This window comes from Microbulbifer regidiadema (SeqCode), assembly GCF_052467605.1.
In genome coordinates, this window is record NZ_CP174316.1 from 107,626 (window position 1) to 131,592 (window position 23,967).

Genomic DNA, 23,967 nt, shown 5'->3' on the forward strand with positions numbered 1-23,967 from the left:
CGGCCAGAGCCGCGCATTAAAGCGCGGCAAACTCCCGCATCAGGCGCTCCATCAGTGCCTGCAACTGGCCCGATGATCCCTCGCGCACGGCGCTGTTGAGCAGCTGGGCATTGCTCTGCCCGGATTCGGCACCGGCGTTAATCATGAGCAGAAAGCCCTTGTGGGTTAGTACCGCCTCCTCCATGGCCTCCTGGCGCACCAGCTGGGAAAAGCTGATATAGCCGCTCTGTTTAAGCCAGCTCATAGAGCCCAGGCAGGCTAAATGGCGGGGGGAGTGCAGCCCGTATTCATCCGGTGAATCGGGGCCGGAAATATCCTCCACATAGACGGTTGCCGGTACCGGGAACTGGTTAAACATCGCCAGCAGTACCCTGCCGGCATCCCGGTAAAAATCGTGAATATGTAAATCGTCCAACATCAGCGGGCATATTGCTCCAAAAAGTATCCCAGGCGTTCGACTGCGTGAGATAGGTCGTCGGCGCGGGGCAGGAAGACAATGCGCAGATGGTCCGGTGCATCCCAGTGGAAGGCACTGCCCTGTACCAACAGGATTTTTTCCTGGCGCAGGAAGTCCAGCACCAGTTGCTCGTCATTTTCGACCTTATGATGATCCAGGTGCAGCTTGGGAAACAAGTAGATAGAGCCCTGGGGTTTGACGCAGCTCACACCGGGGATGTCATTGAGCATGCGGTGGGCCATATCGCGCTGCTGGCGCAGGCGCCCGCCGGGCAGGACCAGGTCGTTGATACTCTGGTAGCCGCCGAGTGCGGTTTGCACCGCGAACATGGCCGGCACATTGCCGCACAGACGCATGGAGGCGAGTATCTCCATCCCCTCGACAAAGCCTTTGGCGCGGTGTTTGGTACCGCTGATCACCATCCAGCCGGAGCGGAAGCCGGCCAGGCGATAGGATTTGGACAGACCGTTAAAGCTCAGGCAGAGCACGTCCGGGGCCAGCTTGGCCATCGGGGTAAATTCCGCATCGTCGTAGAGAATCTTGCTATAAATTTCATCGGCAAAGATAACCAGGTTGTGGCTGCGCGCCACTTCGATAATGTCCTCAAGCAGTTCCCGGGGGTAGACGGCGCCGGTGGGATTATTGGGGTTGATGACCACGATACCGCGCGTTTTGGGGGTGATTTTGGCTTTGATATCCTCGATATCCGGCAGCCAACCGGCCCCCTCATCGCAGCGGTAGAGAACCGGCTTGGCACCGGTGAGATTGGTGGCGGCCATCCACAGGGGGTAGTTGGGCATTGGCAACAGCATTTCGTCGCCATTGTTGAGAAGGGCCTGGGTGCTCATGGAAATCAGTTCGGAGACGCCATTGCCGAGGTAAATGTCGTTAATATCAACGCCCGGAATACCCAGGGTCTGACACTCTTGCATAATGGCCTTGCGCGCAGCGAATAGCCCTTTGGACTCGACGTAGCCCTGTGCCTGGGACAGGTTGTGAATGACATCCTGGATAATTTCATCGGGGGCGTTAAAGCCGAAGGGGGCGGGGTTGCCAATATTCAGCTTGAGGATGCGGTGGCCCTCCTCCTCCATACGCTGGGCTTGCTCCATCACGGGGCCGCGAATCTCGTAGCAGACGCCGTGCAGTTTTTCTGATTTATTGATGTCCTTCATGGTGACCTGACCGCTCTATTGCAGAGCAGGAGCGGCCCAGGGCCGCGAGTTCAGTGCGCGCAAACCGGGTAATGTCCACCAGTGGTAGGTACCACTCCTGCGGGAAACTGGGGGCCGATCAACAGGGGCATTGTCACTGGGCCATGCCTGACCGGAAACCCCTATCGATTACGGGAACACTAGAGTATGTCAAAACAGATGGATGAGAACTACTGGCGCAACAAGCTTACAGACAAGGAGTTTGAGGTCTGCCGTGAAGGTGGGACAGAGGCGCCGTTTAGCGGCGAATATTGGGATGTTTTTGACGATGGCGTCTACCGCTGTCGCTGCTGTGGCGAGGCGCTGTTCGACTCGGGGGCAAAATTTGAGAGCGGCTGCGGCTGGCCCAGTTTCGACGCGGAGCATAGCGACGGTGTGGTGAGGGAGCTGCCCGATAACAGCTACGGTATGCAGCGCGTGGAGATTCGCTGCAATAAGTGCGACTCCCATCTCGGCCATGTTTTTGAGGACGGCCCCACGAATACGGGGCTGCGCTACTGCGTTAACTCCCTGTCGGTGAAGTTGGAAGCGGAGGGCGAGGGCGCGGAGGGGGCTGCTGAGTGAGCGAGTCCCACGGGAGTCAGTGGCTGCTGCGGGTGCAGTGGGTCTTGTTGGCGCTGCTCGCGCTGGCCGCCGCTGCCCTGCGTTTTGGGCTGCTGCACTTTTCTGTGGTGTTTAAAGTCTTTGTGTTTGCCGGCGGCGCGGCACTGGCACTGGCGTTGCTGAGTCTGCTGGTCTTTGTCTGGGGGGCGAGCAAGCGCAAGCCGCTGGTGCGCAGCAATGCGCTGTGGGCGGCGCTGCTCGGGTTAATACCGCTGGCGATTCCCCTGGTAACTGTGGGCAAGGGCAATTTTGCGGTGCCGAAAATCCACGATATCACCACCGACACCCGCAACCCGCCCCAGTACCAGGCGGTATTGGCGCTGCGCCAGAAAGGTGACAACAGCGCCGAGTACGGCGGGGAGCGGGTGGCGCGATTGCAGCGGGAAGCGGATGTATACGCGGATATTACCCCCTTATATCTGCACCTTTCGGTGCCCCGCGCCACCGAGGCCGCAGCTGAGGTGGCCAAAGACCTGGACTGGCAGGTGGTTGCCTATAAGCCCGGGCAGGGCCACCTGGAGGCGGTGGCGAAAACACCGCTACTCGGCTTTAGTGACGATATTGTTGTGCGGGTCAGTGCGGAGCGCGGGGGCGGTTCCCGGGTCGATGTGCGCTCTAGCTCCCGTGTGGGGGTGAGTGACCTGGGCGCCAACGGCAAACGTATCCGCCGCTTCCTGGAGGCGCTGCACAGAGAGGCGCGGGGGCTGGAAGAAATTGGTACGGGGCGACACTAAAATGCTTGTCTCAAATGGCCGGGTTTTGTAAGTGCCTGACAATAAAAGAAAAAAATTCCAAAAGAGTGTTGACAGGTCCGGCCACGCTCCATAGAATGCGCCCCACTTCTGACGCAGAGCAACGTTTTAAGACACAGCGAAACGACAGAAGGTTTCTGGGTCCCCATCGTCTAGAGGCCTAGGACACCGCCCTTTCACGGCGGTAACAGGGGTTCGACTCCCCTTGGGGATGCCACGCGGGAATAGCTCAGTTGGTAGAGCGCAACCTTGCCAAGGTTGAGGTCGCCGGTTCGAACCCGGTTTCCCGCTCCAAGTTTTCCGCTTTGCGAGATGATCTCTAGTCAGCTCGGAGAGCACGCCACCGAGAAATCAGTGGCATTGCCATGGACAGCATGGTAGCACCGGACCTGTAAGGTCGAAGTGCAAGTTTCTGTCCCCATCGTCTAGAGGCCTAGGACACCGCCCTTTCACGGCGGTAACAGGGGTTCGACTCCCCTTGGGGATGCCAATACGACCCGGTAGCGATGCTACCGGGTCAATTGCGGGAATAGCTCAGTTGGTAGAGCGCAACCTTGCCAAGGTTGAGGTCGCCGGTTCGAACCCGGTTTCCCGCTCCAGTTTTGTTGTATGAGATGATCTCTAGTCAACTCGCACAACATCGCCACCGAGAAATCAGTGGCATTGCCATGGACAGCATGGCAGCACCGGACCTTTAAGGTCGAAGTGCAAGTTTCTGTCCCCATCGTCTAGAGGCCTAGGACACCGCCCTTTCACGGCGGTAACAGGGGTTCGACTCCCCTTGGGGATGCCAATACGACCCGGTAGCGATGCTGCCGGGTCAATTGCGGGAATAGCTCAGTTGGTAGAGCGCAACCTTGCCAAGGTTGAGGTCGCCGGTTCGAACCCGGTTTCCCGCTCCAGTTTTGTTGTATGAGATGATCTCTAGTCAACTCGCACAACATCGCCACCGAGAAATCAGTGGCATTGCCATGGACAGCATGGCAGCACCGGACCTGTAAGGTCGAAGTGCAAGTTTCTGTCCCCATCGTCTAGAGGCCTAGGACACCGCCCTTTCACGGCGGTAACAGGGGTTCGACTCCCCTTGGGGATGCCAATACGGCCCGCTAGCAGTGCTAGCGGGCCAATCAAAAAAAGCGGGAATAGCTCAGTTGGTAGAGCGCAACCTTGCCAAGGTTGAGGTCGCCGGTTCGAACCCGGTTTCCCGCTCCAAAATAAAAAGCCGCTCAATCGAGCGGCTTTTTGTTTTTCCGGTATAGTCATTGTTACTGTCTACACTGTGACTCCCACTCGGGAGCTTCTCAAGTGGCGCTGTGCCCCGCCGAGTGGCGTGTGTGCGAAACTCCCAGTTCCCCCTCGGCTTGAAATTACCCGGGCAAGCGCGTTGAATAACGCTCCCCAAAATAGGAGTGCGATATGAGCGCTGCGCTATCGATCCACAACTTACAAAAAACCTATGACAATAGTTTTCAGGCCCTGAAGGGCATCAGCTTTGATGTTCAGCCGGGCGACTTCTTTGCGCTGCTGGGGCCCAATGGCGCGGGGAAATCTACCACCATCGGTATTATCTGCTCCCTGGTGCGCAAAAGCGGCGGCTCAGTATCGATTTTTGGTGAGGATGTCGATGCGGATTTTGCTGCGGCCAAGCGCCTGCTAGGGGTCGTGCCGCAAGAGTTTAACTTTAGCCAGTTTGAAAAAGTGTTCGACATTGTCGTTACCCAGGGTGGGTTTTATGGCTTACCGCGCAAACTGGCGGAAGAGCGTACAGAAAAGTATTTAAAGCAGCTGGGCTTGTGGGACAAGCGCGCCACTCAAGCGCGAATGCTTTCCGGCGGTATGAAGCGCAGGCTGATGATTGCCCGCGCGCTGATTCACGAGCCGAAATTGCTGATTCTGGATGAGCCCACAGCCGGGGTGGACATTGAGTTGCGCCGCTCAATGTGGAGCTTTCTGGAAAAAATTAATCAGCAGGGCACCACGATTATTCTCACCACCCACTACCTGGAGGAGGCGGAGAGTCTCTGTCGCAATATTGCCATTATCGACAAGGGCACGATTGTCGAGAACACTTCGATAAAATCTCTGCTGAAAACCCTCAACCGGGAAACCTTTATCCTGGACTGTGCAGAATATCTCACCGAGTGCCCGGACCTGTCCGCTTGGGAGGGGACCCTGCGGGACAGCCACTCTCTGGAAGTGACGATCGAAAAGGGGCAGTCCCTCACCGAGCTGTTTGCTGCACTACAGCGCCAGGGTGTTACAGTGACCAGCATGCGCAACCGCGCCAACCGCCTGGAAGAGCTGTTCCTATCCATGTTGTCGGAAGAAAAAATGTCGGGGCTTGAAGAGTGAAGGGCAGATTAATCTGGATATCGTTTAGCACCATCTACCGGCGGGAAATCCGCCGCTTTATGCGTATCTGGCCCCAGACCCTGGTGCCGCCGGTCATCACTATGTCGCTGTACTTTGTAATTTTTGGCTCGCTGATCGGCCGGCGCATCGGGGAGATGGGCGGCTACCCCTATATCGAGTTCGTGGTGCCGGGCTTGATTATGATGTCGGTGATTACCAACTCCTATGCCAATGTGGTCTCCTCTTTTTACAGTGCGAAATTCCAGCGCAGCGTTGAGGAGCTGCTGGTTTCACCGACACCCAACTGGGTGATTATGGCGGGCTACGTTCTCGGGGGCGTATCGCGGGGATTGATGGTGGGGTTGATTGTCACTCTGGTGGCGATGTTTTTTACCTCGCTTACGGTTGAGCATATTTTTGTGACCGTAGCGATCGTATTCCTGACCGCGACACTATTTTCCCTGGCGGGTTTTATCAATGCGATCTTTGCCAATAGTTTTGATGCGATCTCCATTATTCCGACGTTTGTATTAACACCCCTCACTTATCTGGGCGGAGTGTTTTACTCTATCGAGCTGCTGTCGCCATTTTGGCAGGGACTATCGAAACTCAACCCAATACTTTATATGGTGAACTCCTTTCGCTACGGCATTTTAGGTGTTTCCGATATTGATGTTACCGGGGCATTTTTCGGCGTCCTGGTATTTATTGCGCTTCTGGCATCTTGGGGGCTATACCTGATGAGCCACGGCAAGCGCCTCAGACACTGAGAAATTTATGACTAGAGAAGACTGGCAAAACCTGCCCCTGGGGCAGGAAACCACCTATGAATCCACTTACAACCCCGAGTTACTCCACCCGATCCAGCGCTCGGTATCCCGCGCGCAACTGGGGCTCTCCGCCGGCGCACTGCCTTTTTTTGGCGAGGACGAATGGTGGGGTTTTGAACTCTCCTGGCTCAATCCCAAGGGCAAGCCACAGGTCGCGGTCGTGCGCTTTAGCTTTCCTGCGGAGAGCCCCTGTATGGTGGAGTCCAAGTCTTTCAAGTTGTATTTAAACTCTTTTAATCAGAGCAAGTTTGAGTCCTGGCGCCTTGTGCAGGATACCCTGGCCCGCGACCTGGGTGCGGCGGTGGGCGCGAGTGTTGGCGTCACCTTGATGAATGTGGAAGATGGAGCCCTGGCAATTGGAAAGCCGGAGGGGCATTGTCTCGACCATCTCGATATCGAGGTGAGTGAGTACCAGCCGGCCCCGGCACTGCTAGCGCTCGAAAAGGCAGAGGAGGATGTCAGCGAAACACTTTACAGCCACTTGCTGCGCAGCAATTGTCCGGTAACTGGCCAGCCGGACTGGGCTACCGTTGTCATAGCGTACAAGGGCCCGGCACTAAAGCGCGAGGCGCTGCTGGCTTATATCGTTTCTTTCCGCGAGCATCAGGACTTTCACGAACACTGTGTGGAGCGAATTTTTTGTGACCTGCAAAAGCTCGCGGAGTTTACCGAATTGACAGTGTGTGCCCGCTATACACGGCGCGGTGGCCTGGATATTAACCCGCTGCGATCGACCCTTATCGAACAGCCCCTACCGCCCCGCTTCGCGCGCCAGTAAAACTCTCTCAATAGAACGCCACTGGAGGTCTGCTAGTGGCGTTTCCCTTTATTCCCGAGCTGGTATCCCCCTCTCTTAAGCTACGCTTTCTAGGGAGTCTCTGCACAAGTCCGCCCTGCGGGGCTGGCAGGGACCGCCTAGGGCCTCAACACGGTTTGGTTGGCTGACCCTACAGGATGTAGCGTTAAGGATGTTAGATGGATACTAATGCGCAATCACCAGTGATCCCTGCTGTGGTGATCGGTTTAACTCAGCTCTTTTTCTCCCAGCTCTCTAGTGCCGAAGTCTATGTGGAATCTGACAAGCTGATGCCGGTGATAGAGGCCCAACAGAAGCAGCTCAAGGAACAGGAAGCCCAGATCCGACGCCAGCAGCAAGACCTCGATGTTTTGCGCCGGCAAATTGAACAGTTGCAGCGGGCGCTGCCAGCCTCTTCCGGAAGAATCTCTGAGCAACCGGTTGATGCGCCTGTCCCCGCACAGGATCTCGACAATTTACAGCAGCAGATCGACGAAATTCGCAAGGGGGTCCCCCCCCATTCCCTACCGCCCCCCAGAGCTGTCGCCGATCCGGCAGTCAGTGAGCTAAGCGATATTGAAGATGTGATCTCCAATGCGGCAACGGAGTGGCCCGGTTCTATTCCTTTGCTGGGGACGACGATAAAGGCGAAGATCAGCGGCTATGCCAATCTGGATATTAATTACGATACCGATGCCATTATCAGCCCCGCTCAGTTTATCCCCGCAGATATTGTGGCCTTCGACAAAACCGCTGCCGAGGGGGATGAGGGGCAGACTGAATTTACCGTGCAGACATCGCGCTTGATATTTGAGACCAGGCAGCCCTGGGAGGGGCGTGAATTTACCACCCTGATCTCGATGGATTTTGTACAGGATGCCAGTGTCACTACCCCCAATCCGCGTATGCGCAAGGCCTACGGCCAGGTCAGTAATTTCCTGTGGGGGGGCAGTGTGCTGGCAGGGCAGGACTGGTCCACCTTTGCGGACGTGGTGGCAATCCCCAACACCCTGGATTTCCAGGGGCCCAATTCCGTTATCGGGTTGCGTCACCCGATGGTGCGTTGGCACAAAAAATACGGGCCTCAATATCAGTTCAAGGTAGCCCTGGAGGCACCGGACTCGCAGATTTTTGAAGATGAGATAGTGGACGGGGAGACGATAGATGTTGTCGAGGTGGGCAAGTGGCCTGATGCGGTTTTTGTCCTGGTGTCCGAAACGGAAAAATACCACTTCCAGACCGGCCTGTTACTGCGAGATTTGCGCGCGAGTGGTGATCCGGACTCAGCGGTATCCACCACCGGCTGGGGGCTCAACCTGAGCGGCACATTTGATATGCCGGGGGCGCTGTCCAAGGACCTGCTCACCTATTCTTTCTCCTTTGGCGAGGGCTACAGCGGCCTGTTAAACGATGCACCGCCCGATGCTGCCTACAATGTTGCGGACAACTCATTGGAGGCCCTCAAGACCTCGGCTTGGTATGTCGGCTACCAGCATTGGTGGACCCCCTGTTTATACAGCGTGGCCACTTACGGCAGGGTGCGACAGGACAATTTGGATTTCCAGCCCGGTATTGCTTACAAAGAAACCCAATATCGGAGTATTAATTTGGTTTGGGCACCATTTCCGCGCTGGTTGACGGGTATTGAAGTTTTATACGGCTCCAGAGAGGACAAAAATGGCGATCGAGGATCGCTGATACGCACTCAGTGGACGACACGAATGACCTTTTAATCTCTCCTGATTAAAGTTTGGTTTTATTAGAGGAGCAGGAATTGATGCAAGGCCTCCCAGCGAAAACTTCGCTTTCTCGACTGACCCGTTTGTTTTTCTGTCTTTCAGTTATCTCTTTTTTGTGGGGCTGGACTGCCGCCAGCACGGTTGTCAATCGAGTTTGGCAATCGCCGTATATCAGTGGGCAGCATTTAGGCAAAACCCTGGTGCTCGCCTACACCCTGGTGCCCAGACCACTGCTGGGTGGGCGGGTTGAAAACGAATGGGTCGCGCAATTGCAGGCGTCCGGTATCGACGCCCACTCCTGGGGCGGCCTGGGCTCTATCGACGGCATTCCTTCGATGAGTGACATTATGCCGTTACTCAGAGAGAGGGGATTTAATACTTTACTGGTTACCCAGCTGTTGGCGTTGAAGCACATCCACCCCAATAATCGCAATACCCCCGTGGCAGTAGTGGAAACACGCTTGTACTCAGTGCCCAGTGATGAAGTGTACTGGTCTGCCCAGTCGGACACTTTCTTATATAAATATTCCGGAAACGAGCTGCGCCATCCCAGCGCAAAAGACTTGCACGAATTTGTAGAGGTTATGATTAACACCATGTCCGGCAGTGATGTTTTATAATTGAGTGCCGTTTTTACTGCTATTAAAACAATAGAAACTTGATATTTCACGGCCCTGCTGAGACAAGTTATTGACGGGGTATTCGTGCGCGCCAGTGCTTCGCAATGGAATTTGCAGCTTTAGTTGGAATAGGGGCCGGCTCATGACTTTTGTCGGTAGGCTTTACCATGGATTGTACTGTAAAAGGCCTGTGGTTTTTTGGCGAGTGTCTCTGCGCAGGCTGTTGCCCCTGCCCATTTTTCTCTCAATACTATTTATCCCCCCTTCGGCCCTTGCCACTGAAACCTTTTTGATGCCACTGGGTCCGGTGGCAGAAGAGCAAAAGGTGCATTTTTTTTGGGCTATGGCGCTCACCATGGTCGCGGTGCTGCCCGTTTTTATTTTGGTGCCGGTGATTCTAATCAAGTACCGCAGAAAGAAAAGCCGTGGATTTTACGCGCCAAAGTGGGAGACCTATGGCCCATTGGAAGTGATTATGTGGGGCATCCCCTTTCTTATCATTACGGTGCTGTCAATTATGCTCTGGCGCGCGACAGCGCGTCTCGACCCCTACGAGGAAATTCAGGGGGTTGTCCCCCCGCTCAAAATACAAGTGGTCGGTCTGGACTGGAAATGGTTATTTATTTACCCGGAACTGGATATTGCGACGGTGGGCGAATTAGTGGTGCCGGTACACACACCGATATCGATGACTCTGACCAGTGATACGGTAATGCAGTCATTTCTTATTTCTGCGCTGGTTGGGCAAATTTATGTGATGCCGGGTATGACCACAAAACTCAATTTTATCGGCACGCAAACTGGCGCTACCCGAGGGGAAAATACTCAATATAGCGGCGAGGGATTTGTAGAACAGAATTTTGCTGTCGAGGTTGTGACCGAGGATCGCTTTGACACCTGGGTGCAGACAGTGCGATTGGCGGGGATTGAGCTCAACAGTGACAATTATAACCGCCTGGCGCAGCGGGGCACGAAAAAGCAGGCCTACAAGGCCCTTGGCAATCGCCAGATGCCGGCGAATACACTGTACTTTAACTTGCCGGATAGCGGGATTTTTCAGCAAATAGTGATGCGCTATCACTCTGGTCAACCGCTGAGTACCGAAGAACAGCCCGGCACCAGGGCGTTTGGACGCGATGACAGTGATGCTGAGGGTGCGCGCCCATGAACAATCTGGATTACGGCTGGTTGGGCAAGCTCAGTGGAGATTCGCTGGTATTTAGTAAATTTCTGGAGCAGCCCTCGATCAGTGAAGCCGTCGCCAGTGCGGCGGGTTCAATTGTGATTTTGGCTATGGTGGTAATCCCGCTGTTAATAACCCGCTACCAGTTCTGGGGAACCCTCTGGCGGGATTGGTTGAGCAGTACCGACCATAAGAAAATCGGCATTATGTACATTGTTTTTGCCGTGGTGATGCTGCTGCGGGGGCTACTGGAAGGCATGGTTATGCGGGCCCAGCAGGCGGCCGCCCCGGAGGGGTTTCTGCATGCGGACCACTTTGCCCAGCTTTTCAGTACCCACGGCACGATTATGGTGTTTTTCGTCGCAGTTCCCTTTTTGGTGGGCCTGATTAATTTTGCCATGCCACTGCAAATTGGCGCCCGCGATGTGGCCTTTCCGCTCCTCAACCAGATCAGCCTGGCGGTAACTGTTTCCTCGGGAATGCTTATGATGGTCTCGCTGGTGGTGGGGGAGTTTTCTACTGGCGGCTGGTCGGCTTACCCACCCTATACGGGGGCGGATTTCAGCCCTGGGGTCGGGCCGGATTACTGGATATGGGCCATTGTATTTTCCGGGGCGGGGACGACGTTAACGGGGATTAATTTTACCGTCACCCTGTATAAATGCCGCGCCCCGGGTATGCACTTGTTCCGCATGCCGCTGTTTTGCTGGACAGTACTCTGTGCGTCGACCCTAATGATTTTTGCAATGCCGCCTCTCAGCGTGGCTGCCCTTATGCTGGCCCTGGACCGCTATCTGGATTTCCATCTGTTCACCAATGATCTCGGCGGTAATATGATGAACTATGCCAATTTATTTTGGCTTTTTGGCCACCCCGAGGTCTATCTGCTGGTGCTGCCGGCCTATGGTATTTTTTCCGAGGTTTTTTCCACTTACTCGGCAAAAACCCTATACGGCTATAAATCCCTGGTGGTGGCCACTATGTGTATCGCCATTCTGTCTTTTACCGTGTGGCTGCACCACTTTTTTACCATGGGGCAGAGCCCGACAATCAATATCGCCTTTGGGATCGCGACAATGCTGATTGCGGTGCCGACCGGGGTCAAGGTGTACGACTGGATGGCGACCCTGTATCGCGGTCGAATACGCTTTACCACCCCGATGGTCTACGCTATCGGCTTTTTGATTTTATTTGTTATCGGTGGTCTTTCCGGGGTTATCCTCGCCAACCCCACCGTGGATTTCCAGGTACACAACACCCTGTTTCTGGTGGCTCACTTCCACAATGTCCTGATTCCCGGCGTGCTGTTTGGCATTTTGGCCGGGTATAACTATTGGTTCCCCAAGGCATTTGGCTTTCGCCTCAACGATAAGTGGGGTAAGCGTTCGGCCTACCTCTGGTTTGCCGGGTTTATGCTGACATTTTTCCCGCTTTATGGCGCCGGCTTACTGGGTATGCCACGGCGCTCTTTCAGCTACGCCGACCTCACCTTTAAGCCCTATATGGTTATCGCCTTTATCGGTGCAATGATCGTGCTGGCCGCGCTGATTGCATTGATCGTGCAGTGCTGGGTGAGTATTCGGGATAGGGATAAGAGCAGGGTCCCCATTGGCGATCCCTGGGATGGCCGCTCGCTGGAGTGGGCTACACCGGCTCCGGTGCCGGCTTACAACTTTGTTGAGATACCCAGGGTGACCGACCGGGATGCTTTTACTGAGGCCAAAGAGCACGGCGAGGCCTACAAGCGACCTAAATTTTACCGGGATATCGAGCTGCCTAAAAATAATCCCCTCGGATTTATTGTGTGTGTTGCCAGTGGCATTTTGATGTTTGCCCTGGTCTGGTATATCTGGTGGCTCGCCCTGATCTCGGCGCTGACCCTATTGATTGCGGTGATCGCGTCCACTTTCCGCAAAGAAACGGAGTATCGGATTCCCGCCGGCCAATTGGAGCAGGAGATGGAAGCCTGGCTGGCCCTGATTGATAAGACTGAACCCGTGGCCCGGGACCTGGAGGACTCCCCGCGCAACCTGGGCTATGCGAGGTTGGACCTTTAAATGCCCCCGCCCCCCTCAGCGAAAAGTGTGGGCGCGAGCCCCCCGCAAGAAGCCAGTGACAAAACCCCGGACAGGGTGCTCTTTGGTTTCTGGGTATTTCTGATGAGTGACCTGATTTTCTTTGGGGTGGTATTCGCGATTTATATCACCATGGTGGGCGCCACTGCGGGCGGGCCGGGCCCGAGGGCGCTGTTTGATTTTGCCAGCCTGCTCGCCCAGACCCTGCTGCTTCTCACCAGCAGTCTGACCGTTGGTATCGCGACAGTTGCCCTAAAGTATGAACGCAGTCGCGCCAGCTTTCTCTTCTGGGTGCTGATAACCCTGCTGCTGGGGATGGGCTTTCTGGCGCTGGAACTCCATGACTTTGCCAGTATGGCTGCGAAGGGTGGCGTGCCGCAGCGCAGCGGCTACCTGTCGGCCTTTTTTTCTTTAGTGCCCCTACACGGGCTCCATGTTGCGTTCGGCTGCCTGTGGATGGTCGTCTTGATCGTCCAGGTATTTACGATGGGGTTGGGCCATATTGTAAAGCTGCGTTTCCTGCGCCTGGCGCTGTTTTGGCACTTCCTCGATGTGATCTGGATCGGAATCTTCTCTGTGGTGTATTTCGGCGGGTGGGTTTATGGCTAAAGAACTGACTTTTGCGCAGCAGCTGCGCCTGTATCTCACCGGTTATATTCTTTCGATTGTGCTCACCTTGGCCGCGTTCGCCGCCGTGCTGACGATTGGGCGGGAGCAGAAAGGTGTTTTGATTCTCGTTGCCCTACTGGGGATTGCGCAGCTGTTGGTGCAGTTGAAATATTTCTTGCATGTCACCACCCAGCGGGAACAGTGGGATAACCTGGCGTTAATCCTTTTCTCCAGCTTAATTCTGGCGATTATTGTTTTGGGGACGGTGTGGATTATGGGGAATCTGGCGGTGCGTATGCATACGACAATGTAGCCCGTTGCGCCTACGCACCTTGATCGGATCAGATAATCACTTTGCTCTTTAGGTTGGATGCCGCTTTTTGCAGGGACTGTAAGACTTTTTCCTTGTCGTAGTTGCGGATCTTATCCAGGTCTAAATGCATAGAGAAGCCGGGTGCGTGCTCCTCCAGGTAGCTCTGCTGACCACCGAGGTTCTTGCGTAGATCAGATACCTGGTAGACCTTCACCGGGGTGCTGATACCTTTCACGGTAATATGCCCCTTGTCCCGGCACATCACCGTGTGCTTGATCATCGCCCAGGTCTCGTGGCTGATCAGGATCTCTCCCGGCTGGGCTGCGCCCTCCAAGCGGGCGGCAAGATTAACGTGGGTGCCCATCACCGTATAGGACTGGTAGTTGGCGGTGCCAAAAATGCCCACGGTGCAGTAGCCGGTATTGATACCCATCCGCACTTGTAGCGGCCGGGAGATTCCCTTGTTGTACCACTCCTGCTTCATTTCGCGTACGCGCTTGCGCATAGCTAGCGCCATCGCCACACAACGCAGGGCATCGGATTTTGGCCCCTTGCTCTCATCATCCCCAAATACAACCATTACCGCATCGCCGATAAACTTATCGATGGTGCCGCCGTACTGCCCGGCTATGCGCGCCATTTCGGACAGGTAGTTGTTGAGCAGGTGGGTAAAAGTCTCCGCCTCCAACTCCTCGGTGAGCTGGCTGAAATCTTTGATATCTGAAAAGAACACGGTCAGGAGCTTGCGCTGGGTCACCAGGGCCTCTTCGTCCCCGGTGGTCACAGAGCGCCACAGCTTTTGTGGCAGGTACTTGGACAGCTTGTAGGAGCGGACCTTGCTGACGCGCTGCTCCATCATCAGGGCGTGGTTCTCTTCTTTCAGCTGGCCAATCTGGCGGTGCGTAAAGAAGGCGTAAGCGCAGAGGTAGGCGAGGATACAGATCAGACTCACGGTACTGATGGTGAGGTCAGCGCTGACTAGCAGGGAGGGCTCGTACATCAGGTAACCGATAACGACCCCTACCAACAGCCCGGTATTGTGCTCAAACCAACTGCGACCGCCGCCCCCGGTGAGGGCGTTCAATTGCACCATGGTCACCAAGAGCAGTGAGGGCAGCATGGTGAAGTTGGTTAGGGAGATGGTGATGCCGATCAGCACGGTATCGAGGAAAGACAGGCAGCGGCGGGTATTTGACGCCTTCTTGTTGCGGGTCTTATACAGAATAAACTGGGCGAGGGCGCTGTAAGCTACGATAAAGGCCGCAGATCCGAGGATAATCAGCTTGTCCAATTGCCAGGGCGCCGACCAATTCACCGAATATGCCAGGGTGCCGGCGGCGGCAAATAAAATCAGGGTGCGGAAATAAGTGGAGTAGCGGGGATTGATATTTCGCCCCGGGCACTCCTCAAGCTGATCCTGCATTTGTATTGTTCTTTATCCATTTGAGCAGAAAGTGAACACCTTGCGTGTTGGCGACAGGTTGGCTCCGATTTCCCCGTCCGCCGTATAGCCACGCTGTGACCTCAACAGCGCAGTTTACTCCTCCGAGGAACAGAATGCGAAAAAACTGTATGCGCAAGTGATTTTTTTATTGTGACTGCGGGTATCTTCAGCAGACTCTGGGCCGGGGGTGCAAATGCCCGAGCCAGAATGCTCGCCGCTTCCCGAGATGGCTGAGTGACTGGCTATTCCCACAGGGTGAAGGCGCGGCGAGGGCGACTCTCTATTCCCTCCAAAAAGAGCAGGGAGCGTCCAGGGCGCCTTACCGTGAAAGCTCAGCAGATAACATTGTGCTGTTCCTGTTGCCGCCATATACCTGTAGGAGAATTTGGATGTCTTATTTACAGCGATAGGCGCCTGTGGCAGAAATTGATAGCTAGTGGTTATATAGTGACGGTCTGGATCTATTATTGCCGCGCGGGGTGGCTTGGTCGCGATACCAGGCCGCGCTGAGCACGGGGTTCGTCGGTAAAGGCCACTGCGCCGCTCCGACCATTGTGGTTCCCCCGAAGAGGGGCGCAGGGAAGCCCGCTATTGGCGGCCTGAGAATTTTTTTTACATTAGTGCTTGCACAACCCCAAGCATTTGGGTAAAGTGCGCGCTCTCTCGAAGACACAGCAGCTATCTTCCTGATTTACTTGAAGATTTCGCTGAAGAGAGAGGCCCGCCGAAAGGCGGATTGCCCTCGTAGAGGGTGACAATTTGGTGAGGTGTCCGAGTGGCCGAAGGAGCACGCCTGGAAAGTGTGTATGTCGAAAGGCATCGAGGGTTCGAATCCCTCCCTCACCGCCATCTTCTAAAAGCCCGGCTTATGCCGGGCTTTTTTGTTTGTGCTTTTCTCTTCTTGGTTTTCTCGTTACCTTTTCTGGGTATCTGTCCTGGTGTTTCCTTAAGCTTCTAGCGGCGAATGTATTTTGCTGCTACTGGTTTTGACTCGAAGGTACGCCCTTTATCTACTTGCTATTTCAGCTTCTCATGGTTGCGCTATATATTTTACTGAAGAGAGGGGGAGCCAATTGGGCTGTAGATTTAAAGCGATAATTTACATATATCCTGAGGGGTCTTTGTTGCCGGGACGGGCATTGTCTGTGTATTAAAAACAGCAGTTGGGCTCAAGCCATTTGCATGCGTCAGATCGAGGCTGTTTTGGCGACTGAATAGGACACTATCTGCCGCTAGAGCTGGCTGTGAACTGGTTGTTAAGTAGGTCGGCTCTCGATGTAATCACTGATTACTGGATGCTTTGAGATTTTTTACCCCCTTTCTTTAGTTTGCCCCCTTCATCTTATTCACTTTGCTTTAATAGACAATAGCGAGACGTAGCAGTCTTCTTTTAGGTTTGAGGGAATGCTAGTCAGAAATGGCATTAATGCTCGATTTTGTTTAAATCTTGTGATTTTCTTCTGTTCCTGAGATCTCATTTTTGCGATTACCTGCCGTTTAGATAGGTTGGGGTGTTAAGAGTTTGGCTTATTTGGGTTGCATAATTGAAGAGATGTTTATGGGCCTTGAATTGAGTTCGAAAATGATAGGTGGAGAGCTATGGATAGAATTGCTGGTGTTTCGGCGTTTGGCATGGGGCTAATTTATATTAGCGCTTTTGTATTCTTTGGCGCTTTTTGGTCATTCCCATCGGATGGGAGCCCTACAGAAAAAATGACGTTCCTGGTGGAAAACCAGCTGATTTTTAACATTGCCTATACCCTTATGTACTTGGTCTTTGCGATCTTGTTGGGCTGTGTGGTAGTTAGTTTATATGAAAAACTAAAAAATAATAGGCGGGAGATTGCTGCATTGGCATCCTTGTTTGGAGCAGTTTGGGTGGGTCTTGTCATGGCGAGTGGTATGATTGCAAATATAGGGCTTGCTTACGCTTTGGGGATAATGGAAGTCAGTATTCAGAAGGCTTTCGATACCTGGGGAATAATATACTTGATGGTTGAAGGTCTCGGTGGTGGCATTGAGTTAGTGGGTGGACTTTGGGTTCTGTTAATTAGCATTGCTGCATTGCAAACTGGGCTTTTTTCTCGGCCATTAAACTTTATCGGTGTGCTAGTGGGGGTGGCGGGAATTGCGACTATCTATCCAGATGATATCTTCACAGAAATATTCGGTATTTCCCAAATTGTCTGGTTTATTTGGGTGGGTATCTCTCTGTTAAAGCAGGGTGGGTCAAGTGAAAAATGGGAGGCAGCAAACTCTATTTCGAGCGCTAATGGCTAAAGGTGTCTATTGGTAAAGACTCCTTTTTTACGTGGAATGTGTCTGAACAGTAAAGTTTCCCGTATTCAAGTTTGAAGCACATCAGTTAATTACCTGGAAAAGAACGGTCGGCTGAAGGTAACATCTGCCGCTTTTTCTCCGTGTGAGAAGATTGGTGAGACTCTGGATGCGAAGGCCTACTTTGCACATCCCTATTCATCTTGGGAGATGAGCCTAAATGAGAATACTAATGGTCTGCTGTGTCAATACTTTCCGCAATAAACTGATTTTAGGTTTGTAGGCCGGGCCGATGTCGAAGTAGCTATTGAGCGTTTAAATAATCGTTCAAGAAAGATGTTGGGCTATAAACCTAGAAGCAAGTAATGGGAGAATATACGGCTGCCGCAGCAGCCTAAAGAGTGATGCGCTTCAGAGTTGAATGCGGGATAGGATAAGGCTGGGTGTCAGGTATCAAATTCCGATTCGCTCAATATGTCAGAGATCATGTGAACCACCATTTCAGCATCAGCATTAATATCTTCATCTTTCCCGGTTATGTCTGGATAGTCCTTGAACACTAAGGCGCATATCTTGGAGGAAAAAAAAGCAAGGCTCTCAGCTTCACCTTTTGATGTAATCTCTATGCAGCAAGAGTCTCCCTGAGATGCTATATCGTAAATCTTCTTGTCGTATGCTTCTGCTAGGGCTAAGAATGTTAGCTTTTGTTCTTTAGTAAAATTACTCATGGCGCACAAACCTTCTTGTTGCTTTCTGTAGTGTCCGGAAGTATTAGACCACTACAGACCACTATAAAAAACATTCTTCAAAACAGGTAACGCCAGCTTTTTTCTTCCTAGAATTGCCCATGCGCTGGGATAGAAATACAGTAATGGGCCGCAGGAATGTTGACTACTGGACATGCAGCCCATTCGACCTGAACAATCAATTCATGATTGGTTGGGTTAGTAAAGGGCCCCATATAGACACCGTTTGTGATCGAGCCGCCGACACCGATCGCTTGGCGGAAAAAACGAATAAGCAGTGCTTCGACGTTAACGTCTATTCCATCTATCGTTGTAGTTACCTGTGCCGCACCATAATCGATGGGGCCGCCGGGTGTACCGATTACGGCGTTTGGCATTGGTGGAGCTGCGCCGTTACCATTCCTGATAACTTGGAAACCTAAGGCAGCCGGAGCGACAGGTGGAATCAAGGTATTCACGAGTGGCGCTGCCACACCCATAACCGGGGCGGGTGTATTCCAGGAATCTACCTCACCCCAAAATACGCCGAGATTCGCAAGATTTGCTTGACTTAGCCCAAACTCATTCACTGTGAGCATCCTACCTTCGAACCTTTGGCGAAGATTGCCGGACTTACCTATATATCTATTGTCATTAGTCGAGTGGTGAATCAGATATAAACCGCCCGCAGCAGGTATGCCTGCTGGGAGTGTGCCGGCAATATTTGGTCCTGGCGAGGCCAAAGTATGCAGGCTCCCTGCATTGGACAAATCAAAATTAATATATCCCATTTAAAACTCCTTTATCAGGCTGATCAAGATCCTGGCCCTACAGCTAAGGCCAATTTCGACTCCGGAAGTAAGCGATTTTGTTTGGTAGTAGGTGTGTAGTGGCATAGTGAATTTGGTCACCTGAGTTTGAGTGATATTGTCACTTTCAAAGAAGGCCAGGTGGATAGGTGGCTAGCTCAAAAAGAAAATTCAACCCAGAGTCCAAGCAGGAAGCGGCGCAACTTGTTATTGGTCACACACTGAAGGCTGCATATGAGGCTATGGGGGGGTAAGTCGACAATGAAACCTTGGGTGCGGAAGCTTCGTGCGGAGAGGGCAGGTAAGACGCTAACTGGCGGCGCCTTAACACCGGAGCTACCACATGCAGTAGAGCCTGGGTTGTCGTGGCAACTGCTGGGGTAGTGCGCCAACTGAACGCTTTTTCAGCAGCTTAAGGGCGGAGTGGGTGCTGGAAGTAGGCTATTCCAGTTTGCCTGCAGCAAAACAGACGATCAACGATTACATTATTGGCTACTATCGCCAAATGGGGCCACATCAGCACACCGACGGCTTACCGCCAAACTGTGGCAGAAGAAAAACTTCGAGATGCTCAAAAGAAGGTGGTCAAAAATATTTGACCACTAGATAGCGCTTTAGTTTTTCCATATCACACTGATATAAAGTACATATAGAATAGCCGCTACGATAGGCATAAGGTACCACCAGTAAGAGGAGGCTGTTCCGTTGTGGGTGTATTGATATATAACAATACCGGTGGAAAGTAACCCAAGAAAAGGTAAAAAATATAGAGAAATCGCGAGTATCGCGGATGAAAAGGTTGATAAATCTTTTCCGTTGGCAATGCCGCCCCAGGCAAAGACGGCCATCATAAAGAGAAAGCCGGAAAAAGCTAGCTGAAAGAATGATCCTATAATCACCCAAGTTAAAGACATGTTACTTCCTTGATTTTTGATCCTTGAATCCTGTATTCATCCCTGACGTATAGTAGCCTAATACTCCCAAGTACTTGGCTAAGGTGCTAAAACTACTAAGCGTGATGAGATATAACAATAAAGTGTATAGATCGGCATTTCAAATAGGAACTCGGGGAAGGCGTTATCGCCTTGGCTTCTGAGATGGGGTCGATTCCTAAGACTGTAGGAGGTACTAGATAACGATGCCAACCCCTGCGGAAGTGGAAGGAAAAGTTTGTAAGCTAAGCTTGCCCCGGCAGAGTGCTTTCTGAAAAACCGGCAACTGCCAAATTTAGTCTGAACTAGTACACTTTACCCGCCTATCTTTATCTCTACCTACTTACGGCCATGCTCTGCGGTGGTTGCGGTATTTTCAAGTTAGTTGTCGCTCCTGGGTCGGCCTGGAATGTTTAAATTTTGAGCTTATATTGCATGTGAGTTGTATAAAATTTAACCTTTTTCATCAATATGAGCCTCTAAGAGTGGGCGCGGGCATAAACATTTGAGATTCAGCTGGAACTTTCCCCGGTATTTGGGTAAAGTGCGCACTCTCTCGACGATATAGTAGCTATCTTCTTGATTTTCCTGAAGATTTCTCTGAGGCGAGACCGCTGAAAGGCGGGTGACCCCGACAAAGGGTGACAATCTGGTGAGGTGTCCGAGTGGTCGAAGGAGCACGCCTGGAAAGTGTGTATGTCGAAAGGCATCGAGGGTTCGAATCCCTCCCTCACCGCCATTAATTTCCTTTAAAATCAATAAGTTATAGATATTAAAGGGCATTGATGACTACAGACTGCCTACACACCTAACTCTCAGGTGTTAAATTGGCCACGCTAAAGGATTTAATGTGGTTTCTGAAGCCGATAAAAAAGCAAATCAGAAAAAGCTATCTAAATTAGAGCTTGTTTGGCTTTATAGAAAAGAATCCATACCATCGCTTGCAATACTTTTTATATTTTTCTCGGCTCTCAGTCTCTTTCTTGGCTGGTTTCAGGCCTTCAATTTTCAGCTAGATGATCCATGGGATTGGTTTTCCCGGTCAGGATCAATAGGCTGTATGCTTGGCGCTTTGGGTGAATTGTTGTTGTTTAAGCATACCGCTTACAGCAATGATGTTGAAAAAATTACCGATTCGAAAGACTTACTCATTACATTGAGAAATAAATTTCAGGTACTTGAAGCAAAGGTCGAAGCTTTGCTATTGGGGCAGCCATACGACGGCTCTGTAAATATTACTCTTCCAGCTCATCACCAAGTTGTTTATTCCGAGAACATGGACAATTTGAGAGGTGTGATTCCAAAGATTAATCGGGCCATTTCAGCATCTGGCATCATCTGTATCGCTGTATCCTCATTTATATGGGGTTATGGAGATCTGATTTATAAATCTGTAAATTAACTTGAAGCTACATCTGCTCTTTCGAGAAGACTTTTTGCCAGAGGGTTCAAGGTTATTGCTTCGACAAGGTGCTCTGGTGACAGATGGGTATACCGCATGGTCATCGTAATTGAACTGTGACCGAGTATTCGTTGAAGAGACAAAATATTTCCGCCGTTAATCATGAAATGCGATGCAAATGTATGCCTGAGAATATGAGTTGCTTGCCCTTTGGATACTTCAAAGCTGCACATTCTCAAAGTTCTGCGGAAGGTCTCTTCTGGATTGGTAAAGAGTTGACCAGAACCATGATTACGAATCTCTTGCTCAAGCTCCTTATTAATGGGGTACCGTTCTGTTTTTTCCACTTTTTGTGTCGGTGAATGTTATTCTTTGGTTTTTTATATGGCGAGCGTGAAGGCTTTGAGCTTCGCCCCAGCGACAGCCAGTCGATAGGCATATTTTGGCAATCAACGTGACATGTGGATTTACACAAACTGAGCTTAATATGTCTAACATCTCGACAATTTGCTCTTTGTCCAGATAGGACAGCTCCCGTTCCTTAATCTTTATAGGGCGTACTTTTTGTATCGGGTTTTCGTATGAAATAATTTTATTACGGTGTAGCTCGTTGAAAACTGCGTTGAGGTATCCGAGTAGGTTGTTTACTGCTTTTGCGCTGATACCGCTGTTTATTCTTTGCTCTCGGTACTTGAGAAACGTCTCAGGGGTTAGCTTTTGAGTAACAGGGTCTCCCATTGCTTCGCAAGCGTAGTTGAGCAGATTTAGTCGGCGCTTTGAGTAGTTTAAATGTTGGCCGTGAACTTGATACCAAGTTGCGATGAGTTCGGATAGGCGGCACGAGTCTTTTTTGCCAGTATTCCAATCCTTGTCTTCGAACGCTTTGTTTAATACATATTTTTCAAAGCGCTGAGCTTCAAGCTTCGTTGGAAATCTCTTTCGGACACGTTTTCCTTCCCTCCCGTTGGGATAGACATCCACGAGCCATTTACTTCCATCCTTCTTGACGGTCATATCCCATTAACTCACTTTCCGAAGAAGGCTTTATCTACCCCGTTTTCTGGATCTTGCTCCTGAGCCAATGGCGAAAGTACATTTGATGAAGCACCAGGAAGCAAGATTTCTCCGAACATTCTGCTGAGCATTACAGCAATTCGGTGAGTCTCACCATATTGCTCGTTCAGGTCAGCCAGCTCTTTGCATGCTTTTTCATAGAAATAATGGTAACTACTCACCCCCTACCGATTTAAATACGGCCCGAAAGCGCCATCTGAATTGCAATCAAAGGGTTGTGGCCTTTGTTAGCCATAGTTTGTAAATAGCTCGAAATGCGACAATAGGCCTGTGCATAGTGTGCCGATCGAAAACAACCAGATACTTTTTGCTTAACCTTTGACATGCGCAGGTCCCTTTCCGCACGATTGTTGGTAAAGGAGACGTGGCTCTCTTTGGCAAACAATAAAACCGCCATTTCGTAATTTTTCAAGTGTTCCCATAGATTATGCGCATCGGTCTTCGCCATTTTGCCGCGCTGGCCTTTGGGTTTAGCTGGAATCTCGGGTAATTCCTGCTCACCTCTAGCAATAATTTCCCGATACTGCTGTTGCAGAACAGCGTATTCCTTTTTAATCAGTTTTTTGCGTTTTCTCACCGAGACTGTTTTGCAGGTGGCTTGCAGTAAGCTTTTCATATCATTCGCCCACTCATACCCATTGGCATCAACGACAAAGGTCAATTCACGCAACAAATGCGAGCCACACAGGCCATGCCCACAGTGGGTATAAGACAAATACGAGGCCCAGCAGTCATGAATAATGACGCCCCCATAGCGTGGTATGATATCAATGTGTTCAATTGCTTCCTTACCGCGACTTCGGTGTAAAAACTTGAGGGTAATATCGCCGGAGGCATACACATGAATCCAATGATTCTTTTGCTCGACCCTCAGGGAGGTTTCATCTACGTTGAGCGAGGGATTTTGCAATAATTCCTCAAGAGCTGATTGCTCCCAGTCCGCCAGGGCTTCATGTAGTCGCAGTACAAATTTCAATAGAGTAGCTTCTGAGATCATTTGCCCGATCATGGCTTTAACCGCCTTCTGCACCCGATTTAAGGCGATCATTTGACAGACCAACAGGTTGATCGCGTAGGCTTTCAGGCCATTGCCGTATTGCAATGGTCCCGCCATATCGGCAGGGAACTCGCCTTTCACGGTATGAGTGCAAGTGGGGCAGGCTTTTACTTCGGCATCGACATGCTCGACTACTTTTTCAAACTGAATATCAATACGAGTGCGTCGTTCATGACTTAAGCACGGGACGCTTGTTAGGTCTTCGCCGCAGTCACTGCAGTAGCGGACTTCGCTGATGGAGGTAGTTTCTGTGATGCGATGGTTGTCAGCGGCCTGAACGACTTCTGTTTTCCCTTTCCCCTGGGGCAATGCGGATTCATCTTTGTCCGTTTGGGAGGATGGCTTGCTGGAGTTTTTATTCGTCTTGGCCGTTTTTTTCTCCAGAAAAATGGCGAGTATCAACTCTAGCAGAGTAAACACGCTTTGCAGTAGCAGGCGACTTTCCTGGCTTAACAACTTCTCGGCACACTGGCGCTGGAACTCGGCTTTTAGACGATCCATTTCCTCGCGCACAGAAGTTTTGTTAATGTTGGCCATAACCGAAAAGTGAACCCGTTATCTCGAAGGTGTAGGATATCACAAATTTTGGCGTATCTCAGATCGTTGCGGATAACAATAAAGCGAGTTTGCTTATAGCATTTGTCTCAGCTTTTCTGTTTCTTTGCTTTAAAAAATCTGATAGTTTTTTTGATGAGGTGGCAGTT

The 23,967-nt window shown here is 51.6% G+C and carries 23 protein-coding genes and 10 tRNA genes; 23 read left to right on the forward strand and 10 right to left on the reverse strand.

The features are described 5' to 3' along the window. Window positions 1-16: 16 nt before the first annotated feature. A complete protein-coding gene (locus ACJJIF_RS01170; RefSeq protein WP_444930435.1) occupies window positions 17-418 on the reverse strand; it encodes a hypothetical protein in 402 nt (133 codons plus the stop codon). Beyond that, window positions 418-1,632, reverse strand: coding sequence for a pyridoxal phosphate-dependent aminotransferase (locus tag ACJJIF_RS01175; RefSeq protein ID WP_444930436.1), 1,215 nt, complete (start codon window positions 1,630-1,632; stop codon window positions 418-420). Before ACJJIF_RS01175 ends, ACJJIF_RS01170 begins: the two co-directional genes overlap by 1 nt. A 186-nt stretch (window positions 1,633-1,818) precedes the next feature. On the opposite strand from ACJJIF_RS01175, the gene msrB reads away from it, so the two are divergent. The 19 genes from msrB to cyoD all read left to right on the forward strand — a co-directional run bounded on the left by msrB (window position 1,819) and on the right by cyoD (window position 13,543). Next, window positions 1,819-2,235, forward strand: a complete 417-nt coding sequence (msrB, locus tag ACJJIF_RS01180; protein ID WP_444930437.1) for a peptide-methionine (R)-S-oxide reductase MsrB — start codon at window positions 1,819-1,821, stop codon at window positions 2,233-2,235. After that, the gene (locus tag ACJJIF_RS01185; protein ID WP_444930438.1) at window positions 2,232-3,008 is read left to right on the forward strand and encodes a DUF1499 domain-containing protein; all 777 of its coding nucleotides are present in this window, start codon (window positions 2,232-2,234) and stop codon (window positions 3,006-3,008) included. The genes msrB and ACJJIF_RS01185 overlap by 4 nt, the downstream gene beginning before the upstream one ends. A 159-nt stretch (window positions 3,009-3,167) precedes the next feature. Continuing rightward, window positions 3,168-3,243, forward strand: a tRNA-Glu gene (locus ACJJIF_RS01190). Window position 3,244: 1 nt separating this feature from the next. Beyond that, a tRNA-Gly gene (locus tag ACJJIF_RS01195) sits at window positions 3,245-3,320 on the forward strand. Between the two features lie 120 nt (window positions 3,321-3,440). Then, window positions 3,441-3,516: transfer RNA gene (locus tag ACJJIF_RS01200), tRNA-Glu, on the forward strand. A 33-nt stretch (window positions 3,517-3,549) separates the two neighbouring features. Then, a tRNA-Gly gene (locus ACJJIF_RS01205) sits at window positions 3,550-3,625 on the forward strand. Window positions 3,626-3,743: 118 nt separating this feature from the next. Continuing rightward, window positions 3,744-3,819 (forward strand) — tRNA-Glu (locus ACJJIF_RS01210). 33 nt (window positions 3,820-3,852) lie between these two features. Next, window positions 3,853-3,928 (forward strand) — tRNA-Gly (locus ACJJIF_RS01215). Between the two features lie 118 nt (window positions 3,929-4,046). Further along, window positions 4,047-4,122 (forward strand) — tRNA-Glu (locus ACJJIF_RS01220). A gap of 40 nt (window positions 4,123-4,162) precedes the next feature. Then, window positions 4,163-4,238, forward strand: a tRNA-Gly gene (locus ACJJIF_RS01225). 204 nt (window positions 4,239-4,442) lie between these two features. Further along, complete coding sequence (locus tag ACJJIF_RS01230; protein WP_444930439.1) at window positions 4,443-5,378, forward strand: ABC transporter ATP-binding protein; 936 nt, start codon at window positions 4,443-4,445, stop codon at window positions 5,376-5,378. Beyond that, window positions 5,375-6,148, forward strand: a complete 774-nt coding sequence (locus tag ACJJIF_RS01235; RefSeq protein WP_444930440.1) for an ABC transporter permease — start codon at window positions 5,375-5,377, stop codon at window positions 6,146-6,148. The genes ACJJIF_RS01230 and ACJJIF_RS01235 overlap by 4 nt, the downstream gene beginning before the upstream one ends. A 7-nt stretch (window positions 6,149-6,155) precedes the next feature. After that, the gene (gene queF / locus ACJJIF_RS01240; protein WP_444930441.1) at window positions 6,156-6,986 is read left to right on the forward strand and encodes an NADPH-dependent 7-cyano-7-deazaguanine reductase QueF; all 831 of its coding nucleotides are present in this window, start codon (window positions 6,156-6,158) and stop codon (window positions 6,984-6,986) included. Window positions 6,987-7,183: 197 nt separating this feature from the next. Further along, the gene (locus tag ACJJIF_RS01245) at window positions 7,184-8,737 is read left to right on the forward strand and encodes a DcaP family trimeric outer membrane transporter (RefSeq protein ID WP_444930442.1); all 1,554 of its coding nucleotides are present in this window, start codon (window positions 7,184-7,186) and stop codon (window positions 8,735-8,737) included. A 44-nt stretch (window positions 8,738-8,781) separates the two neighbouring features. Continuing rightward, window positions 8,782-9,363, forward strand: coding sequence for a hypothetical protein (locus tag ACJJIF_RS01250; protein ID WP_444930443.1), 582 nt, complete (start codon window positions 8,782-8,784; stop codon window positions 9,361-9,363). 205 nt (window positions 9,364-9,568) lie between these two features. Next, entirely contained in the window at window positions 9,569-10,531 is a 963-nt protein-coding gene (locus ACJJIF_RS01255; protein WP_444930444.1) for a cytochrome c oxidase subunit II, read from the forward strand. Continuing rightward, on the forward strand, window positions 10,528-12,603 hold the full coding sequence (locus ACJJIF_RS01260; RefSeq protein ID WP_444930445.1) for a cbb3-type cytochrome c oxidase subunit I: 2,076 nt from the start codon (window positions 10,528-10,530) through the stop codon (window positions 12,601-12,603). The genes ACJJIF_RS01255 and ACJJIF_RS01260 overlap by 4 nt, the downstream gene beginning before the upstream one ends. After that, on the forward strand, window positions 12,604-13,230 hold the full coding sequence (locus ACJJIF_RS01265) for a cytochrome c oxidase subunit 3 (protein ID WP_444930446.1): 627 nt from the start codon (window positions 12,604-12,606) through the stop codon (window positions 13,228-13,230). After that, window positions 13,223-13,543 carry a cytochrome o ubiquinol oxidase subunit IV gene (cyoD, locus tag ACJJIF_RS01270; RefSeq protein ID WP_444930447.1) on the forward strand — a complete coding sequence of 107 codons (321 nt, stop codon included), beginning with the start codon at window positions 13,223-13,225 and terminating at the stop codon, window positions 13,541-13,543. Before ACJJIF_RS01265 ends, cyoD begins: the two co-directional genes overlap by 8 nt. 28 nt (window positions 13,544-13,571) lie before the next feature. Here cyoD and ACJJIF_RS01275 read toward each other — a convergent pair whose 3' ends face one another. Continuing rightward, window positions 13,572-14,966: an adenylate/guanylate cyclase domain-containing protein gene (locus tag ACJJIF_RS01275; RefSeq protein WP_444930448.1), complete on the reverse strand. Its 1,395-nt coding sequence runs from the start codon at window positions 14,964-14,966 to the stop codon at window positions 13,572-13,574. 782 nt (window positions 14,967-15,748) lie between these two features. On the opposite strand from ACJJIF_RS01275, the gene ACJJIF_RS01280 reads away from it, so the two are divergent. Beyond that, a tRNA-Ser gene (locus ACJJIF_RS01280) sits at window positions 15,749-15,836 on the forward strand. Between the two features lie 750 nt (window positions 15,837-16,586). Then, complete coding sequence (locus ACJJIF_RS01285) at window positions 16,587-17,267, forward strand: hypothetical protein (RefSeq protein WP_444930449.1); 681 nt, start codon at window positions 16,587-16,589, stop codon at window positions 17,265-17,267. Window positions 17,268-17,710: 443 nt separating this feature from the next. On the opposite strand, the gene ACJJIF_RS01290 is transcribed toward ACJJIF_RS01285, so the two are convergent. The 3 genes from ACJJIF_RS01290 to ACJJIF_RS01300 form a co-directional block, all read right to left on the reverse strand. After that, window positions 17,711-17,992 (reverse strand): hypothetical protein, encoded by a 282-nt coding sequence (locus tag ACJJIF_RS01290; RefSeq protein WP_444930450.1) that lies wholly within the window; start codon window positions 17,990-17,992, stop codon window positions 17,711-17,713. Window positions 17,993-18,099: 107 nt separating this feature from the next. Further along, window positions 18,100-18,780 carry a GIY-YIG nuclease family protein gene (locus tag ACJJIF_RS01295; protein WP_444930451.1) on the reverse strand — a complete coding sequence of 227 codons (681 nt, stop codon included), beginning with the start codon at window positions 18,778-18,780 and terminating at the stop codon, window positions 18,100-18,102. A 632-nt stretch (window positions 18,781-19,412) separates the two neighbouring features. Next, complete coding sequence (locus ACJJIF_RS01300; RefSeq protein WP_444930452.1) at window positions 19,413-19,712, reverse strand: hypothetical protein; 300 nt, start codon at window positions 19,710-19,712, stop codon at window positions 19,413-19,415. A gap of 669 nt (window positions 19,713-20,381) precedes the next feature. Here ACJJIF_RS01300 and ACJJIF_RS01305 point away from each other — a divergent pair. Together ACJJIF_RS01305 and ACJJIF_RS01310 are read left to right on the forward strand one after the other, a co-directional pair. After that, window positions 20,382-20,469 (forward strand) — tRNA-Ser (locus ACJJIF_RS01305). Window positions 20,470-20,580: 111 nt separating this feature from the next. Further along, entirely contained in the window at window positions 20,581-21,132 is a 552-nt protein-coding gene (locus ACJJIF_RS01310) for a hypothetical protein (RefSeq protein WP_444930453.1), read from the forward strand. Here ACJJIF_RS01310 and ACJJIF_RS01315 read toward each other — a convergent pair. Genes ACJJIF_RS01315 through tnpC form a run of 4 tightly spaced genes read right to left on the reverse strand, consistent with a single transcriptional unit; the run spans window position 21,129 to window position 23,800 of the window. Further along, window positions 21,129-21,479 carry a tyrosine-type recombinase/integrase gene (locus tag ACJJIF_RS01315; RefSeq protein WP_444930454.1) on the reverse strand — a complete coding sequence of 117 codons (351 nt, stop codon included), beginning with the start codon at window positions 21,477-21,479 and terminating at the stop codon, window positions 21,129-21,131. The two genes, ACJJIF_RS01310 and ACJJIF_RS01315, sit on opposite strands and share 4 nt — an antisense overlap. Then, window positions 21,451-22,146: a phage integrase gene (locus ACJJIF_RS01320; protein ID WP_444930455.1), complete on the reverse strand. Its 696-nt coding sequence runs from the start codon at window positions 22,144-22,146 to the stop codon at window positions 21,451-21,453. The genes ACJJIF_RS01315 and ACJJIF_RS01320 overlap by 29 nt, the downstream gene beginning before the upstream one ends. 11 nt (window positions 22,147-22,157) lie before the next feature. Then, a complete protein-coding gene (locus ACJJIF_RS01325) occupies window positions 22,158-22,367 on the reverse strand; it encodes a hypothetical protein (RefSeq protein ID WP_444930456.1) in 210 nt (69 codons plus the stop codon). Between the two features lie 11 nt (window positions 22,368-22,378). Continuing rightward, on the reverse strand, window positions 22,379-23,800 hold the full coding sequence (gene tnpC, locus ACJJIF_RS01330; RefSeq protein WP_444930457.1) for an IS66 family transposase: 1,422 nt from the start codon (window positions 23,798-23,800) through the stop codon (window positions 22,379-22,381). Window positions 23,801-23,967 lie beyond the last annotated feature (167 nt).

Coding starts and splice junctions, on each gene's coding strand:
- ACJJIF_RS01295 (WP_444930451.1), bottom strand. CDS start 18,780: ATGGGATATATTAATTTTGATTTGTCCAATGCAGGGAGCCTGCATACT.
- ACJJIF_RS01265 (WP_444930446.1), top strand. CDS start 12,604: ATGCCCCCGCCCCCCTCAGCGAAAAGTGTGGGCGCGAGCCCCCCGCAA.
- ACJJIF_RS01275 (WP_444930448.1), bottom strand. CDS start 14,966: ATGCAGGATCAGCTTGAGGAGTGCCCGGGGCGAAATATCAATCCCCGC.
- ACJJIF_RS01290 (WP_444930450.1), bottom strand. CDS start 17,992: ATGAGTAATTTTACTAAAGAACAAAAGCTAACATTCTTAGCCCTAGCA.
- cyoD (WP_444930447.1), top strand. CDS start 13,223: ATGGCTAAAGAACTGACTTTTGCGCAGCAGCTGCGCCTGTATCTCACC.
- msrB (WP_444930437.1), top strand. CDS start 1,819: ATGTCAAAACAGATGGATGAGAACTACTGGCGCAACAAGCTTACAGAC.
- ACJJIF_RS01300 (WP_444930452.1), bottom strand. CDS start 19,712: ATGTCTTTAACTTGGGTGATTATAGGATCATTCTTTCAGCTAGCTTTT.
- tnpC (WP_444930457.1), bottom strand. CDS start 23,800: ATGGCCAACATTAACAAAACTTCTGTGCGCGAGGAAATGGATCGTCTA.
- ACJJIF_RS01320 (WP_444930455.1), bottom strand. CDS start 22,146: ATGACCGTCAAGAAGGATGGAAGTAAATGGCTCGTGGATGTCTATCCC.
- queF (WP_444930441.1), top strand. CDS start 6,156: ATGACTAGAGAAGACTGGCAAAACCTGCCCCTGGGGCAGGAAACCACC.
- ACJJIF_RS01250 (WP_444930443.1), top strand. CDS start 8,782: ATGCAAGGCCTCCCAGCGAAAACTTCGCTTTCTCGACTGACCCGTTTG.
- ACJJIF_RS01230 (WP_444930439.1), top strand. CDS start 4,443: ATGAGCGCTGCGCTATCGATCCACAACTTACAAAAAACCTATGACAAT.
- ACJJIF_RS01170 (WP_444930435.1), bottom strand. CDS start 418: ATGTTGGACGATTTACATATTCACGATTTTTACCGGGATGCCGGCAGG.
- ACJJIF_RS01285 (WP_444930449.1), top strand. CDS start 16,587: ATGGATAGAATTGCTGGTGTTTCGGCGTTTGGCATGGGGCTAATTTAT.
- ACJJIF_RS01260 (WP_444930445.1), top strand. CDS start 10,528: ATGAACAATCTGGATTACGGCTGGTTGGGCAAGCTCAGTGGAGATTCG.
- ACJJIF_RS01245 (WP_444930442.1), top strand. CDS start 7,184: ATGGATACTAATGCGCAATCACCAGTGATCCCTGCTGTGGTGATCGGT.
- ACJJIF_RS01175 (WP_444930436.1), bottom strand. CDS start 1,632: ATGAAGGACATCAATAAATCAGAAAAACTGCACGGCGTCTGCTACGAG.